We start from the raw sequence: 15,473 nt of genomic DNA on the forward strand, positions 1-15,473 counted from the left end.
CGCAACTTGTATTGATAGGAAAGAATGAGCATCTTACGAAATGCAAGTGATTCTCTTAATTGTATTACGATTAAGAAAAAGCCGTCCTAGAAGGACGGGGCTTTAGACCCAGGGTTTTTGGTAAACATTGAATTACCCCGCCGTACAGACGGACGGGGTTTCAGTAACCCCAGTATCGTCTGTCTGGTTAGAGCTTAATCGCTTCTTCTGCCCAAGTTGCCTCCGTCAGCTTTTAACCCAGCGCGTTCAGTTTTTGTTCGAGTGAGTGCTATATTTTAAGTGACTAAAGGTGGCGTTCATGTAACTATCAATACCCGCTAGGCTGAGTGGAGAAGGTTGGATAAGGTGAGGATGGGACAAGAAAAGTTAAAAATTCCCAATTGGGACGAAATTCCAGTAGCCCAACGGGAAAACCAAAGGGTAGAACCCAAGCGAGGCGGGGTTCTCTGGCTGCTAGTGGGTGGGTTAGTGGGTTTAGGTGCGATCGCCGCCCTCGCCTTTTATCTCTTCGAGATGGAGGGTTCTCCGTTGACCCAATCTCAACCCGACCCAGCAGAACCTTCCTCTGAGGTGGCAGAACGTCAAGAATTAGCCGTTGAAAATGTTTTAGGTCATCTCCCCTATCAGGAAGCATCCCCCGACGATCTTGAACCCATTACCCGGGATGGTCGCATCCGTCTCCGTCGGAGTGCCGCTCAACAGTACCGAGCAATGGAGGCCGCAGCACGAGCGGATGGGGTCATTTTAAGCGCGATTTCCGGCTTTCGCACTGTGGAGGAGCAGCAATATCTCTTTTTCGGGGTGAAGCAGCAACGCAATCAAGGAGCGGCACAACGGGCAGAAGTGAGCGCGCCTCCGGGGTATAGTGAACATCACACGGGCTATGCCGTTGATATTGGGGATGGTCGCGCTCCGGCTACCAATTTAAGTGTTAACTTTGAAAATACGGCGGCGTTTCGTTGGTTAGAACAAAATGCCTCTCGTTTTAGTTTTGAGCTATCTTTCCCCCAAGATAATCCCCAAGGCATCGCCTATGAACCTTGGCATTGGCGTTTTGTGGGAGATATTGAGAGTTTAGAAACTTTCTACCGGGCGCAAAATCTCCGGCGGGAGTAGGGCTATTGAACAAATTTTAGGCGGCAACAACCATGACGAACTATCAAATTGAAAGCCGAGAATGGTGGGTGGAGCGTTGGTTAGAGTTACTAGACTCCTACCGTTTTAAGAAACGGTTAGAACGAGCGCGCAAGTATTCCATGGAAGGGAATGTCTTGTCTATTGAATTTAAGGGGGCGAAGGTATTGGCCAAGGTGCAGGGGAGTGAGGTGGATCCCTATCAGGTGTCTTTGTCCTTAACGCCGTTTTCTAATGAGGACTGGAATTATGTCATTGAAACCATGTCGGAAAAGGCTATTTATGCGGCGCAGTTGTTGGCCGGGGAAATGCCAGCCAATATTGAGGAAGTGTTTACGGCCAATGGTTTAAGTTTGTTTCCCTTCACCTTGTCGGATATTCATTCCCGTTGTACTTGTCCGGATCCAGCCAACCCCTGTAAGCATATTGGGGCGGTGTACTATGAGTTGGGCGATCGCTTTAGTGAAGATCCCTTTGTCCTATTCCAGTTACGGGGGCGCACCAAGGGGCAGATTTTAGATGCCCTGCGTCAGGTGCGAGCGAAGTCAGTTAAGGATGGCGGCAAGCGCAACAGTAAGGAAAATGGCAAGGGACTTAAGAAGAAAGCCCCGAAACCGAAAAATACTCAAACCCCCCTCAATCCTGAACTATTCTGGGAGTATGAGGAACCCTTAGATTCTTCCTTAGTGGTGATTCCTTCGGGACACTCCGCGAACGCACCGACTTCCGAAAGTAAGGGCATCTTAGAATTACTGGGCAATCCTCCCCTCCCTTCCCATGATGCGGCAATGGTGCGTCAAGCCCTCGAACAAGCCTATCAAATTGCCAGTCAACGTGCGATCGCCACCGCACTCAATCGAGAAACTCCCAGCAGTTAAGCTAACTTCTCGGCAATACATTGAAACATCTCATCCACAGCCTCCCCCGTTTTGGCGGAGGTAATATAAGTATCCACAATTTGCGCCTGTTCAAACGGGTACTGCATTAATAACGTTTCCAACTGAGATGGATTTAATAAATCAGACTTATTAAAGGCCACCAAAATCCAACCTTGAGGATTAACCGTAAAAAATAAATCTAAGTGTTTTTCTACATTAAGAATTGTGTCCTGACGCTTGACATCTGCCACAATAATAGCTGCTTTTGCCCCTTGTAAATAACTGCGCGCCACATTGCGGAAAGAGGTATGTCCTTCTATATCCCAGATTAACAATTCCACATTGTGTTCCCCTTCGGGCAAAAGCACCACTTTACGGGAAATTTTCACCCCAACTGTTGATAAATATTGATCACTAAACTGTCCGTCTACAAAACGACGAATTAAGCTGGTTTTCCCGACACAGAAATCACCCAGCAAACAAATTTTTTTTGAGACAACACTCATAATTAGGGGGCAGGAAGGGAAGATGCGGAGGGTGCAGGCATTAACTCGAAACGCACAACTCGACTGCGATCGGCTGAATCATTAGTTTCCACTTCCGGGGGTGGTTCAGCCGTTCCATTAATCGCTAAACGTTCGGGATCAAGCCCTTGAGAGAGTAACACACTTTGGACATTTTTCGCCCGTTCCATTGCCAATTCTTGGTTACTCTGAGCCGGCCCAGCAGAATCACTATGACCAATAATTCTTAAACCAATCTCAGGATATTCCGCTAAAAAGTTGCGGATTTGATTCACTCTGGCATTAGACAAACTCCCAAAAGGAACCCGAGACGATCCCATCTCAAAAAACACCCGTTCCCGCAAAAATTCCGGTAACAGTTGGGCTGTATTGACCGTTTCAATTCCCGGAATCTGGTCAAAGGATTCTACAATCAGTTTATAGTCCTCTGGGTTATTAAAGTTCCCCCGTAAAATGACTGTTCCGGGTTGATATCCAGCCGTAAGATTAACATTATTACTGCGGTTTAAAAGACTGGCAACCACAGCCACCGTATTGGCCACATTGGCAGGATCTGGGGGAATTTGTACCACAATAATCTGGTTATCTACTTCCAAATTTGAGTTAATTCCCGCGACCATTTTTTCCGCATCCGCTTTCACTTGTTCAAGGGGAACTCGTCCCGATAAAATCACCCGTTTTCCGTTGACTGTCGGAGTGAGTTGGGAATAGGAGGCATTTTCCAAATCCGTGAGGGCGGACTCAATTTGCGACTCTAAACGACGGTCTAAAAACCCACGAACTTGGAAATAACTCCAAGGTAAAACCACCACAATTAACAGAATGACCAACAGGGTGAGCAAAGCCGAGGGAGATTTTTGTTGTCCGCTTTTTTGCAGCTTCTGTTCCAGTTGTTCCAAGGCTTGGGTCACACTATCTGGCATCCCAGCGCGATCGCCATCATACTGTTCAATCAGTTGACCATGTTTTTGGGTAATCTCCCCGAGGGTACGTCGCAGATGTTTCACCACTGCCGTAGAGGGATTTCCTTCCACCGCAACGGCTAAATAACAATACCCCGCCACCTCCAAAATAATCCGCGAGTTCCCATACTCAATTTCGTTGAGTTCGGCAATTTGCCCAGATTCAGCAATACAATCATTGACAAAACTGCGAATGGCCGTCAGCATCCCAGCAATCATATTCGATTCCAGACGCTGCTCCCCATGAGGCTGCATTTCCGCAATCACCAAGCCTGATGCCTTATGAATTAAGAAAATGGCCTGCACTTTCACCGGAGAGGCTTCTTGTAGGATTAACTCCGCTTCCGATACCCCTTGGATTCTGGCCTTAATTTTCCGTTGCACGCCAGAAAGACTGAGGGTTTGATCGACCTTCTCATTAATCGAGGCCACCAGTTCGCCCATGTACTTAGAAATGGTGTTCCCCACGACGGGATATAGGGCATCCACCATGGCATCCCGTTCCAGTTCGATTTGGGCTTTAATTGCCCTTCCCATCGCTGGCCCCAAGGCTTCGGGGATGGCATCCCGTTCCAGTTTGTTCTGCTCTTGCAGGGCGGCGGCGATTTCGGGGGCGATCGCCCGCGCAATGGCCCGGGGAGAACGTTGGATTTCTTGTTCAATGGCCAAGGGTAACACCTGAGCCAGTGCTTGACTCATGGCCACCTGATCTTGAGTGACCCGTTGTTGAATGATGTCGTCAATAATGGGAACTAATAACTCGGTCATCGCCTCTTGAGAAACTCCCACCTTCATCTTTAATAACTGCACCATCAACGGCACCAGAGGATTAATCACCTCCGTAGGCTCATAGACCTGATTTTCCAAAGATGAGAGCTTGGTTTCTAACTGACCGATTAACTGGCGCACCTGAGCAAAGTCCGCCTCGTTGAGTTCCTCTTTCCTGTCCCCTTGGCGATCGCTCTGATTGATGCGCTCTAATTGCTGCTGAATCGCCTCCACAACCTCCTCAGCCTTGGGAGATGAGGGGGAACTCATTTCAGGGGGGTCTAAGGCCTCAGAAGGCGCAGAAACGACCTCTGAGATTGTTTCTGGAGGCATAACTTGCTCAGGCACAGGTTCAGTCTGGATCTGGGGTTCAAGCTCATCTTCAAGGACTACCTCCTGATGGCTAACTGTGGGAGGTTCTGCCACAGTTTCCTGTTCTCCCACCGGGGAGGTGATTTCCTCAACTTCCTCGACCGGAGCCATCGGAGGGGTGAGTTCTTCCCTATTCCCTACCGGGGAGGTGATTTCCTCAACTTCCTCGACCGGAGCCATCGGAGGGGTGAGTTCTTCCCTATTCCGTACCGGAGGGGTGATTTCCTCAATTTCCTCAACCGAAGCCATCGGAGGGGTGAGTTCTGCCTCTAGGTCTTCCACAAGAGGGCTAAGGTCAGCTTCCCGTTCCGCAGCCGTCGCCTGACGTTCCTGCGCCCAGCCTTGGAGTTGCTCTAAAGAGGCTTCTAGTAACAAATCGGGAGTATCTAGGAGATTATCCTCTTCCTCCTCTACTGGGGGAGGGGGTGGGGTGGGAGAGAGGAGTAAATCCCGAAAACTCTTGAGGGGATCTTCTTTTTTCTTGGCTTGGGAACGCAGGAAGGGTTTAGTCCCACTGCGCACTGTCCCGGTGGGTTTCTGTCTCCCGTTTTGATCTGAGCCATTGCGAGAACCATTTCTTGCCCCTGAATTCGCCCCATTTTGGCTCGCTGGGGCTGAGGGTTTATGCTCCTCGACTGTCTTTCTCGGGGGGGGTGGGGGGGGAGTGGGGAAGGGATTAGCCCACGGAGAGGCTGAGGTTGCCACTGTTTCAGAGGACTGATTCTCGCGGTCTTCCTTCTGGTCTTCTCGGGCCGGGTCTGGGGGTGGGGTGGCTGGGTGATCTTCGGGGGACTCTTCTGTGAGGGGAAAGACAGCATCTAGCAAGGTATCTAGTCTTGATGCTGCCTCGGCCGGGGAGAGGGTTTCCTGTTCGGGTTCTAGGTCAGGAGAAACAAGGGTTTCTGGGGTTGGAGTTTCGGGTTCTGATGAGGGGAGGTTTTCCTCTTCCGGGGGTTTCTGTTGGAAGGGGATGACTTTTTCTCGGGGGGGGGTTTTCCCTTGGAAGGGAAGGATGTTTTCTGCTTTGACGTCCGGTTCGTCTTTTTGGGGGAAAGCAATGAGGGTTTCTCCCTCACCTCTGGGCTGGGAGGGGGTAACGTCAGGGGTGAAGGACTGTACGGGGTCTTGCTGTTGGGTTGTTGCCTTCTCTCCTTTACGGGAGGAGAGAAAAGAGGCGATCGCAGCGAGATCAATAGGGGGTGGAGTTTTGGCGGCTTCCGGGCTGGTAGTGGGATGGGCCGATGCAATGGGGGGTTCTGGACTGGCGGAGTCGGCCGGGGGGACGGATTCGGCAACGGAGGCTATTTCCGGGGGGGAGGCGGATTCTGGGGAAATTCGGGACGGGGGCAGTTCAACCTCGTCCTCGTCTAGACCGGGTTGAAACTTATGGATTTTCTGGGTGAGGTCAAGGGTGGGAGAGAGCGATCGCGCTTTGTCCTGCTCAGTCATGGTTGGTGGGGGTTGAGTCTGGCTAGGGGAGGGCTTTTGGGATAACAGTTCCTGTAAATCTTCTAGCACTCCCGCTAACTTATCATCCTGAGCGGGATGGCCTCCGGAGAATTTACTCCCGGTACTTTGTTCTGAGGGCGGCACTTGATCAAAATTTTCCTCACGATTCCCCACGTCTGACCAAAAATCAAACGCCTCATCTTGATTCCACGGATCGGGAACAGTCGGAGGAGTCCCCCCATTCTGTCCGTTGCGTTTCAATTTCGCTTCTGCCGACCCTTGATTCTGCTTTGACGATGCCATAGACCACCATCCCTATAATTCACAGCCAGCCGAGGTGAAGTTCTCCCGAATCTAACCCCAGCCTATTACCAGTTAATAGTAGATGTTAGTGGAGAATCTTACCGACAGACAAGTGTCGGGGTAATCAATGCTCAATTATTCATTATCAGTTCTCAAACTCCCCCTCTCCCCCGCTCCCCGACTCCCGAAGTTATTCAACAAGCCCTAGCTATTTTTTAACTGGGCAGTGGTGACGTTGAGGTTTAGGGTTTGATTCCCTCGTTGTACTTTGAAGTTCAGGGCTTTTCCCACCCCACTGTTTTCTACTGTGTTACGTCACCCCGTCTTAATCCGGCCCGTTCTGCGGGGGTATTGGGTAAGCTGCGAGCCACGAATAGGCCACAACCCGTTCCAGGAAGAAACGCCCCCTTTTCATGGATTAAGACTCAATTTAACGGGGAGATGCTCCACCAAAACGCTCAATCAATTCTTCCCGAGATAACTGCATTAATAAGGGCGTGAACTCCGAAGCGGGCAAACTCAAGACAGCCTCTATAATTTGGGCTAACTCAGCATCAACTGACCCAAAACGAAACTGAAGCAAATTCTCCACAACCAGACGTTCACCTCGTTCTAGACCCTGTTCTAAACCCGATAGTTTGGCCGCTTCCAACTGTTGATCAAAAAGAGGAGATAACCGCATAATTAATTCTCTATCCTCCCAATTCGGATTAACATCTTCGTCTAAATGAGCTTTTAAGCGATTCAGTGCCATTAATGTACTCCCTCGAAAGGGATTCTCTGGCGATAATTCCTCTAATTCCTGAATCGCTTGGGTTTGTACCCTTCCCCGTCCTAATATCCTTAACCATAGGGTTTCTGGCGTTCGGGGGAGTTGATGAATCGCCACAATCATCGTCCGCAAGGTTGGGGGAAGGAAGTAAACCCCCATTGGCCAAGATTCTAAGTCTAGGGTAGCACCGAATCCAGATAAGAGGGTTCTAGATGCTGTGGGGGTGAGAATCCACAAGCGAGGGGCTGGAGTATCGGGAGAAATGCTCCCCTCTTGACGATTACTATCCCGTTGCAATTCTCGGTTAATTTCTACTAATTTGACTAGACAATCTAGGATGGCCTGGGGAGTGGCGGGATTGCGGAAGGGTTCAAACAGGGCAGGGGTTTCGATGGCACGGGCTAAGATGCCCAAGGAGTCAGGGGAAAGGTTGAATTCTGGATGGGGTGAAAACCAAAGGTCTACTTCTCGCACTTCTGCGGGGATACGACGGGGGGATTGAATGGTGCCGTAGGGGGTGAGTAGTTCTTCGAGGTAGTCTTTGGCGAATTGGTCATGGAGGAAGCGAGTCACGGGCTTTTTTCGGTCAAAATTAGCCGGATTTTACCATGCCGTAGCTTTAGTGCTTTAAATATTCCGAGGGGTCTCCCGCTAGACCTGAAAGGTTAGCGGTGAGAGGAGTTGAAAGTTGACGGCGCAAAACCCAACATTCCTTAATGGGAAATGTTGGGTTTTTGTTCACATCACCGTCAGATTAGCTATTTTGTAACTGGGCGGTGGTGACGTTGAGGTTTAGGGTTTGATTTCCGCGTTGTACTTTGAATTTCAGGGCTTTTCCGACTCCACTGTTTTCTACTTTGTTCTGAATTTCTAACCCTCTGGTGACTCGTTGACCATCTACTTCTAAAATTACGTCACCCCGTCTTAATCCGGCTCGTTCTGCGGGGGTATTGGGTAGGACTCGCGCAACGAACACGCCGTTAACTTCTGGGAGAATAATTGTAGAGTTGGGGTCTTGATTGAACCGCTTGGCGATGTCTGGGGTAATATCCCGCATTTCAATCCCTACGAAGGGATGAGGAACTTCTCTCCCGGCGGCTAAGATATCTTTGAGTTCCTTGGCTTTGTTAATGGGGATGGCAAATCCGATTCCGGTGGCATTGGCCCGGATGGCGGTGTTGATTCCGATGACTTCTCCGAGATCGTTGAGGAGGGGACCGCCAGAATTGCCGGGGTTAATCGCTGCATCGGTTTGGAGAAAATTAACTCGTTTGTCGGGGATGCCCACTTGGAAGGAGGGACGATCGAGGGTGCTGATAATGCCCAGGGTGACGGTATTATTGAGGCCTCCGGGGCTGCCGACGGCGATCGCCCAATCCCCCACTTGTACCCGTCCAGAATCCCCTAGGGCAGCGACGGGAAGGTTGCTAGGAGAGCCATTAATTTTCACCACGGCTAAATCGGTGACGGGATCGGTTCCTCGCACGGTGGCCTCGAATTCTCGCCCATCTTGTAGGGTAATGGTGACTTCATCGGCCCCGCTAACGACATGGGCGTTGGTTAAAATAATCCCACTGCTGTCAATAATGAAACCGGAACCTTGCCCTTGTTCTCGGCGTTCTTGGGGCATTTGTTGGGAAAAGCGATCGCCAAAAAATTCCCGGAAAAAGGGATCCTCAAAAAAGGGACTAAAATTGGTGGTCACGGTGCGGGCGGTATCTATGCGAACGACAGCCGGCCCGGTCCGGGCGATCGCCTGGGTGACAAAACTACTCCGCCCCGGTGTGGGAGAAGCTTGGGCGAGTAGCGTGGGGTTAGAATTGGCCACAATAGGACTAGCTGGGGCTGGTTCCGCTTGAGATGCCGCCACCCGCAAAGTCCCAAAGGTCAGGGCTACCCCTACAATCAACGCCAGTATATGAGTGCTAATTCGGGTCATAACTTTAGAAAAACGCATGGTTACTTGACTTACATCTCAGACAGTGGAAAAGTTGGTCTATTAATCTAAGATAGCTGTTTTGGAGTTTCCTAGAAAGTCGGTTTCTACGACTTCTTCGCCCTCCCTTCTGTTCCAACTAGAGCCTATCAAGTCCCACGGGTCGGGTTGCCAATCGGGGGATTTTATGGTTTAGTTTGTAGGCGATTTTCCCCTAAAGTTTTCTGAGCCACTCCCTCCCCATGACCTTTACTTTGCCTTGGTCTGAACTTCCCCTGAATGCCTTAAATGATGCCCAAAAAGCCCAGTGTGAGACGTTTTATCAGATTCTGTTGGCTCAAAATAAAACCCTCAATTTAACCCGCATTACTGACCCCTTAGAGTTTCTGGAAAAGCATATCTGGGACTCTCTGGCTGGACTGTGGCACTTGCCGCCCTCTCTTGTGATTCCCACAGCAGCGCAGGTGATTGATATTGGGACGGGAGGGGGCTTTCCGGGGGTACCGATGGCGATTACCTATCCTGACTATGCCATTACTCTCCTAGACTCGACTCAGAAAAAAGTCCTGTTTCTCCAGAGTTTGATTGAACAGTTGTCGCTGTCTTCTGTGGAGGCGATCGCATCCCGGGCCGAAGAAATGGGTCAAAACCCCCAACACCGGGAAACTTACGACCTCGCGGTTTTGCGTGCTGTCTCCTCTCCGGCCTCCTGTCTGGAGTATGCTCTCCCCCTCCTGAAAATCGGCGGAATCGCCCTCCTCTATCGTGGACAGTGGAGCGAGGAAGAAGCGGCACTGCTCGAACAAATCGCGCCACAATTGGGGGGACAGGCGATCGCAACTATTCCCTATGAAACCCCCCTAACTCACAGTATCCGGCACGCTGTCTATCTTCAGAAAATCCACCCCACTCCCCCCCAATTTCCCCGTCGCGTCGGAGTTCCCCAACAGCGCCCCCTTTCTTAATCTAGCTACGGGAAAGGCTCCCTATCGACCTCAGATCAGCGTTGTATCCTAGAGATGAGTGATCTTGAGGAACTGTTCTATGGCACGAGGGGATCAGATTTTTGCGCATCGTGAGTTTTTAAATCTTCAAGGGGTGTATGAACACCACGGGATTGACTGTGGGGATGGGACTGTGATTCATTATCGCAAACCGAGTGAAACTATCGAACGCACTTCTCTGGGACTGTTTAGCCAAGGGAATCGGATTTATGTGAAAACCTACCCCACCAGTTTTATTCCCGATGTTGTATTGCATCGTGCTATGAGTCGTTTAGGAGAACGTAAATATAATTTACTGTTCAATAATTGTGAACACTTCGCCACTTGGTGTAAAACCGGGATTAGTTTTAGCCAACAAGTTGAGGATTTTATGCCTGTGGTGAGTCAGTGGAAACCGGAAAATCTACAACAACCGTTACGGGAAGCCCTGCAAGGCACAGATGCCCGAAATGCTGAACAGTTGGTGCATCAAGCCCTTGGGGAGATTAAGGGACTGTGGAATAATTTACAGCCTCGCTATAAACAGGCGATCGCAGAACAAGAAATTTGGCAAAAAGTCGCCCAACAAGCCTTACAACAAAACCGTGAAGATTTAGCCCGGGCCGCCCTACACAAAAAATTAAAATATAAAAAACAAGCCCAAGAGCTAGAAACCCAACTCAATAAGTTAGCAACGATGACAAAAACGTTACTACAAAATGCAGCCCAAAAAGATATTAACATCTATGGTAATTCCATGTAATTGGATTCAATCCCATCAATTATTTTAGGGTGCGTCAGAGTTAATCCCTCCGACTGACCCATTCATCCTCTCAATTAACTGCCCCCGAAACTAAATGTTAACCACCATTGAAAAATTTATATATCATCACCGTTTTCTGATTTTTCACGGCCTACTTCCCTTAACTTTTTTCCTCTTCACCTTTGCCTTCATGCCCATTAGAGAAGTCTTTCAGTTTGACACCGATGAAGGACAAGAAATGATTAAAACCTTGCTTTATCAGCAAGGTTTTTCCCTGTATAGCGAAATTTGGAGCGATCAACCCCCACTATTCACCCTTATTTTAGATCAATGGCTTAAGATTTGGGGCAATTCCATCCTAGCCGCACGTTGCTTAATTCTCTGTTTTGCCACCTTTCTAATTTGGACATTTGCTCAACTTTTACGTCTCACCGTTGGCAATTTATACGCCCTCCTAGGAGCATTTTTTCTCGCCATTTCTTGTAACTTCTTCCGGCTAAGTGTTTCGGTCATGATTGGTTTACCTGCCTTAGCTTTTGCCCTGCTTTCTATCTATAGTTTATTTGAGTATTTAGAGCAAGAGAAGAAACGATACTGGCTGGTTTTCTCTGGGTTATTTTTTGGCATATCCTTACAGCTTAAAATGTTCACTATTTTATTATTGCCCCTGATTTTAACTTATCTTTTGCTCTTCAGTTTACGCCAAAAACCTCAAAGCTTGAATACCCAAAACTGGGCAACCTCTAAAATCTGGATGATTTTATGCCCAATCAGCCTTTTTTTACTCGCCCTTACCCTCATCTATATTCTCCCATTCCTAGTCATTCCCCAACTTAGCTTACAACAAGTCTTTCAGCAGCATATTGATACCGACTTAAAAAGTGTCTTTGCCCGAGAAAATAGTATCTTAGATACCTTAGTAATGTACCTACAAGAATTAGACTATACCCTACTCGCCGCTTTAACGATTCCCTCCCTACTTCGGGTCAAAAATCTGGAAATCAAACAATTTCCCTTGTTTTGGCTCATTTTAGCAACCGTCATGTTGCTCAATCATAAACCCATTTGGTATCACCACGCTCAGTTAATTTCAATTCCCCTCACTTGGCTAGCCGTTATGAGCATCAAATCTGCCCTAGAAACTCTCGAAAAGTATCCTATTTCATTGGCAATTAAGCAACGAAAATATAGACAGATTATTCCACGCAATCTTGCGGTTTACTTCCTCATCTTTTCCCTCGCGGTTATTCCCGTTAAACTCACAATAACTTATCTCAATAATCAGTCATTACTCCGGGCTTCACAACAGGAAAATACTATTCTACAAGACCTCATTAAAACCTATCCTAACACCCAATGGCTGTTTACAGATATTCCCATGTATGCTGTTTATGCTCATTGGCAAGTTCCCCCAGAAATTGCCACTCTCTCCCGTAAACGAGTAGCATCGGATGAGTTTACCCGTGAATATTTAGATCAACTAATCTTAAAATACCAACCTGAGCAAGTTTTAATGGCTCGTTTTCCCGAGGTTCTCAGCTATTTTAAACAGTCTCCAATTATTGATTATTATGAGGTAAAACGTTATGAAGGCGCAACCCATTATTTACGGCAAAATTTGAGATAGAATAGAATTTCAACCTAAAATATAGTTCGTCAGGAATACTTATTCCTGTATTCCCTAAATTCTTGTTTCTGACCCATTCTAGGGAGCATTAAAACCGATTTAATTTTAATACCAATTTCCTACTAAAATATAAGCAGCCCAATGAAAAGGTGAATTATATTGCACGTCTTTCATTAATTCTTGTTGTGCTAGCTGAAGAGCTTCCGCTTTAGTCATTATAGGATTTTGTAACTGTCGATAAAATTCAGTCATTAACACCTGAGTTGAAGCATCATTGACTCGCCAAAGACTAGCTAAGGTTGTTTTTGCACCAGAACGCACGGCAATTCCCGCTAATCCCAACGTTGCTCGATTATCCCCAGTGGCAGTTTCACAGGCGCTGAGGCTAAGGATTTCTAAAGGAGTCAGTCGCCGTTCAAAATTGGTTCTAATTAACCGTTGAAGGGTATTGATTCGCAAGAGTTCATGATAAGTCATCACAAAAGTATTTTCTAAGTTAGAGCTAAATTGTCCATGACTCGCAATATGAATGGCTGAAAAGGATTCATTTTCTAATAACTGCTCTAAAACTTGCTGAGAAAAGTCTGCGTTTAACAAGGTCTTGGCGGGAAAAATTGCCCCAATCTCTTCTAATTCTCGCTCAACATTCTCCAATGCGCTAAAGTTTTCATCTTCGATAGTTCTTTCCTCACTGACTCCCAACAACAAAAGATTCAGCTTAGTTTGGGCAACGCGCTGTAAGTCGAAAACATTAAGATTCGGTAAAATTGACAAACTATAAGGTTTTTCTACTAAATATTTTTGGTCTTTTTCGTCCCACAATGCTGAGATAGGGATATTGCGTAATGCCCCGTCTAGAATAAAAACTAAATGTTTCAATGCCGGATAATTTTTCAGTTCACTTTCCCAAGGTTTAATGAGTTTTTTATAAAAGCTGTTTCCTAGCTCGTATATTTTTTCGCTCTCTCCTTGGTTAATCAGTAAATCCACAAAGTCCCACGCTTCATTTTCAATCTCATCCCGGCTTTCATCGACCCAATAGGCTTTAAAGGGTTGGTGAGGAAACTTGACAATAATCGCTATTCTATGTTCAAATAAAATAGGATAAATTAGAGCCGTTTGATCATCTAAGTAAGCTAGGTTTCTTGTAATGGGAACTAGGGGTAAGATGCGACATCGGAGAAAATTTTCTAACTCTACTAATTGCAATTGATCAATCGTTTCGAGGGCTTCTTTAATGTTTTCCTCTCCCGGTTTTTCTTCCAGCAAAAGCTCTGCTAATCGGCGATAAATTGGCTCAATATTATCCCGAAAATCAAACTGAATATTAGGGTCAAGGGGTAATAAAGTAGAACGAACTTGATCCAGTGTTTTGAGGGCAATTTTGTAGAGTGCGATCGCACCTTCGGGATTATCCTGTCGTTCCGCTAACCGCCCCAGTTGCCATTCCCAGCGATACCGCAAGTCCAGCGCCTGCCGATCTTCAGCAATCCTTAAAGCCTGTTGGGTCAAACGTTCCGCCTCACTATACTGTTGATTCCGTTCGTACAGTTCCCCCAACTGTCCCAGCGCCGCAGACTCCAGCCGTAAATCCCCTAACTCCCGCGCCGTTTGTACCCCTTGCGCCAATTGCTGACCAATGATAGCCCCTGTAGGAGTAGACTGAACCGGAGGAACCGCCGGACATCCTGGCACCCCCGGCACCCGATTTAACTCCTCTTGTAAACAGATTAAACTCTGGGCAAAATTTAACTGAGTTTCCAGACTGAAATGATTAGGGGGGAGTTGTGCCAGTAAAGGGGCGAGGGAGGCTTGAACTTCTGCCGCTTCCCTCCACCGTTGCGCTGCAATTTGGAGACTTAACCCATTGAGTTGAGCTTGCACTTGTTCTAGGGGGGTTATTGCCCGTTGAAACGCCTCCTGATAGGCACTCAGAGCGGATTCAACATCCGGTTCTTCTTGAAAGGCGATCGCACGTTGCCACAACACCCGTCTCGTATTCCCCAACTCCAACCCACTCCCACTACTCCTCCCTTGTTTTAAAATCGCTTCAGACCGCCTCAAATCCCCCACCTGTCGCCACACCCGCCCCAAACTTTGCCGCCCCTGCTCCTTTAAATCCCCCTCCGGTAAGCCCTCTAACGCCCCCTCCACCCGCTCTAAAACCCCTTTCGCCTCCAAGGGAAACCCCAAAAAGAGCAACCCTTGAGATTGATTAATTAAACTGCCAATTACCCCCTCCCGATCCTCCACCCTCTCATAGGCCCTCGTCGCCCTTTGCCACGCTCCTAGGGCCTGCTGAGGCCGTCCTGTGAGCCAATAGAACCGCCCTTGAGTATTCAACAACCTCGCCTCAACCGCCAAATTTTCCCCAGCTTCTCCCCCCGGCAAACGGCGAAACCCTTCCCTCAGCGCCTCCTCCGCCTCCTGCCACCGTCCCAACTCCTGATACCCCAAAGACAGGTAATGATAAATCAGCGCTTGAGTGTTGCGAGTCCCTTGGGGAAGAGCTTGCCGCCACAAAGCGATCGCTGCTGCCGGGTTTTGGGGATAAGCGACTAACCCCTGTTCAATCAAAGCAAACCCCCCCCCTTGAGCCATGCTGAGGGAAGGAGTCAGAAAACAGAGACAGCAGGAGAGAACGGCCACAATGACCAACCGGAAATTTAAGCGCTGGGTTTTCATCTCCCCTCCCCTTGATTACTTGGTCCATTTGTAGGTTGGGTGAAGCGCCAGCGCAACCCAACAGAACAATTAATAATTGATAATTGATAATGGTTTCGCGATCTGTAGGTTGGGTGAAGCGCCAGCGCAACCCAACAGAACACCGTCATCAATAAATCGAAAAATAGGCTAGAGATCCCTTTGCATGAGTTTGACAACTCCCCGCCGTAAACGGTCGGGGATTCTCGTGTCACAGGGAGACTCTAGCTGGAGTATAAACTCCAACCCCGATATCTTTACCCTCGACGAGCGTTGATACGGTCTGCCCGACCGCATTT

General features: G+C 48.2%; 10 protein-coding genes. 5 read left to right on the top strand and 5 right to left on the bottom strand.

What is annotated here, in order from left to right:
- Positions 1-351 precede the first annotated feature (351 nt).
- Together K4A83_RS18320 and K4A83_RS18325 are read left to right on the top strand one after the other, a co-directional pair.
- The gene (locus K4A83_RS18320) at positions 352-1,116 is read left to right on the top strand and encodes a M15 family metallopeptidase (protein ID WP_265266109.1); all 765 of its coding nucleotides are present in this window, start codon (positions 352-354) and stop codon (positions 1,114-1,116) included.
- A 32-nt stretch (positions 1,117-1,148) separates the two neighbouring features.
- On the top strand, positions 1,149-2,012 hold the full coding sequence (locus K4A83_RS18325; RefSeq protein ID WP_265266110.1) for an SWIM zinc finger family protein: 864 nt from the start codon (positions 1,149-1,151) through the stop codon (positions 2,010-2,012).
- Here K4A83_RS18325 and K4A83_RS18330 read toward each other — a convergent pair.
- From K4A83_RS18330 to K4A83_RS18345, 4 genes are all read right to left on the bottom strand, one after another.
- Positions 2,009-2,518 (bottom strand): Rab family GTPase, encoded by a 510-nt coding sequence (locus K4A83_RS18330; RefSeq protein ID WP_265266111.1) that lies wholly within the window; start codon positions 2,516-2,518, stop codon positions 2,009-2,011. The two genes, K4A83_RS18325 and K4A83_RS18330, sit on opposite strands and share 4 nt — an antisense overlap.
- A gap of 2 nt (positions 2,519-2,520) precedes the next feature.
- The gene (locus K4A83_RS18335; protein WP_265266112.1) at positions 2,521-6,390 is read right to left on the bottom strand and encodes an OmpA family protein; all 3,870 of its coding nucleotides are present in this window, start codon (positions 6,388-6,390) and stop codon (positions 2,521-2,523) included.
- A gap of 430 nt (positions 6,391-6,820) precedes the next feature.
- Positions 6,821-7,735 carry a hypothetical protein gene (locus tag K4A83_RS18340; protein WP_265266114.1) on the bottom strand — a complete coding sequence of 305 codons (915 nt, stop codon included), beginning with the start codon at positions 7,733-7,735 and terminating at the stop codon, positions 6,821-6,823.
- Positions 7,736-7,916: 181 nt separating this feature from the next.
- On the bottom strand, positions 7,917-9,119 hold the full coding sequence (locus tag K4A83_RS18345; RefSeq protein ID WP_265266116.1) for an HhoA/HhoB/HtrA family serine endopeptidase: 1,203 nt from the start codon (positions 9,117-9,119) through the stop codon (positions 7,917-7,919).
- 221 nt (positions 9,120-9,340) lie between these two features.
- On the opposite strand from K4A83_RS18345, the gene rsmG reads away from it, so the two are divergent.
- From rsmG to K4A83_RS18360, 3 genes are all read left to right on the top strand, one after another.
- Positions 9,341-10,063 (top strand): 16S rRNA (guanine(527)-N(7))-methyltransferase RsmG, encoded by a 723-nt coding sequence (gene rsmG, locus K4A83_RS18350; protein ID WP_265266117.1) that lies wholly within the window; start codon positions 9,341-9,343, stop codon positions 10,061-10,063.
- A 79-nt stretch (positions 10,064-10,142) separates the two neighbouring features.
- Complete coding sequence (locus tag K4A83_RS18355; RefSeq protein WP_265266118.1) at positions 10,143-10,844, top strand: lecithin retinol acyltransferase family protein; 702 nt, start codon at positions 10,143-10,145, stop codon at positions 10,842-10,844.
- 94 nt (positions 10,845-10,938) lie between these two features.
- Entirely contained in the window at positions 10,939-12,471 is a 1,533-nt protein-coding gene (locus tag K4A83_RS18360) for an ArnT family glycosyltransferase (RefSeq protein WP_265266119.1), read from the top strand.
- Between the two features lie 105 nt (positions 12,472-12,576).
- Here K4A83_RS18360 and K4A83_RS18365 read toward each other — a convergent pair whose 3' ends face one another.
- Positions 12,577-15,156 carry a CHAT domain-containing protein gene (locus K4A83_RS18365; protein WP_265266120.1) on the bottom strand — a complete coding sequence of 860 codons (2,580 nt, stop codon included), beginning with the start codon at positions 15,154-15,156 and terminating at the stop codon, positions 12,577-12,579.
- Positions 15,157-15,473: the final 317 nt, after the last annotated feature.

Origin of the sequence: Spirulina subsalsa FACHB-351 (assembly GCF_026130165.1) — a bacterium.
GTDB lineage: Bacteria > Cyanobacteriota > Cyanobacteriia > Cyanobacteriales > Spirulinaceae > Spirulina_A > Spirulina_A subsalsa_A.

What these genes read in the sequence shown, in the direction of transcription:
- K4A83_RS18320 (WP_265266109.1), top strand. Translation starts at nt 352, where the DNA reads ATGGGACAAGAAAAGTTAAAAATTCCCAATTGGGACGAAATTCCAGTA.
- K4A83_RS18325 (WP_265266110.1), top strand. Translation starts at nt 1,149, where the DNA reads ATGACGAACTATCAAATTGAAAGCCGAGAATGGTGGGTGGAGCGTTGG.
- K4A83_RS18330 (WP_265266111.1), bottom strand. Translation starts at nt 2,518, where the DNA reads ATGAGTGTTGTCTCAAAAAAAATTTGTTTGCTGGGTGATTTCTGTGTC.
- K4A83_RS18335 (WP_265266112.1), bottom strand. Translation starts at nt 6,390, where the DNA reads ATGGCATCGTCAAAGCAGAATCAAGGGTCGGCAGAAGCGAAATTGAAA.
- K4A83_RS18345 (WP_265266116.1), bottom strand. Translation starts at nt 9,119, where the DNA reads ATGCGTTTTTCTAAAGTTATGACCCGAATTAGCACTCATATACTGGCG.
- rsmG (WP_265266117.1), top strand. Translation starts at nt 9,341, where the DNA reads ATGACCTTTACTTTGCCTTGGTCTGAACTTCCCCTGAATGCCTTAAAT.
- K4A83_RS18355 (WP_265266118.1), top strand. Translation starts at nt 10,143, where the DNA reads ATGGCACGAGGGGATCAGATTTTTGCGCATCGTGAGTTTTTAAATCTT.
- K4A83_RS18360 (WP_265266119.1), top strand. Translation starts at nt 10,939, where the DNA reads ATGTTAACCACCATTGAAAAATTTATATATCATCACCGTTTTCTGATT.
- K4A83_RS18365 (WP_265266120.1), bottom strand. Translation starts at nt 15,156, where the DNA reads ATGAAAACCCAGCGCTTAAATTTCCGGTTGGTCATTGTGGCCGTTCTC.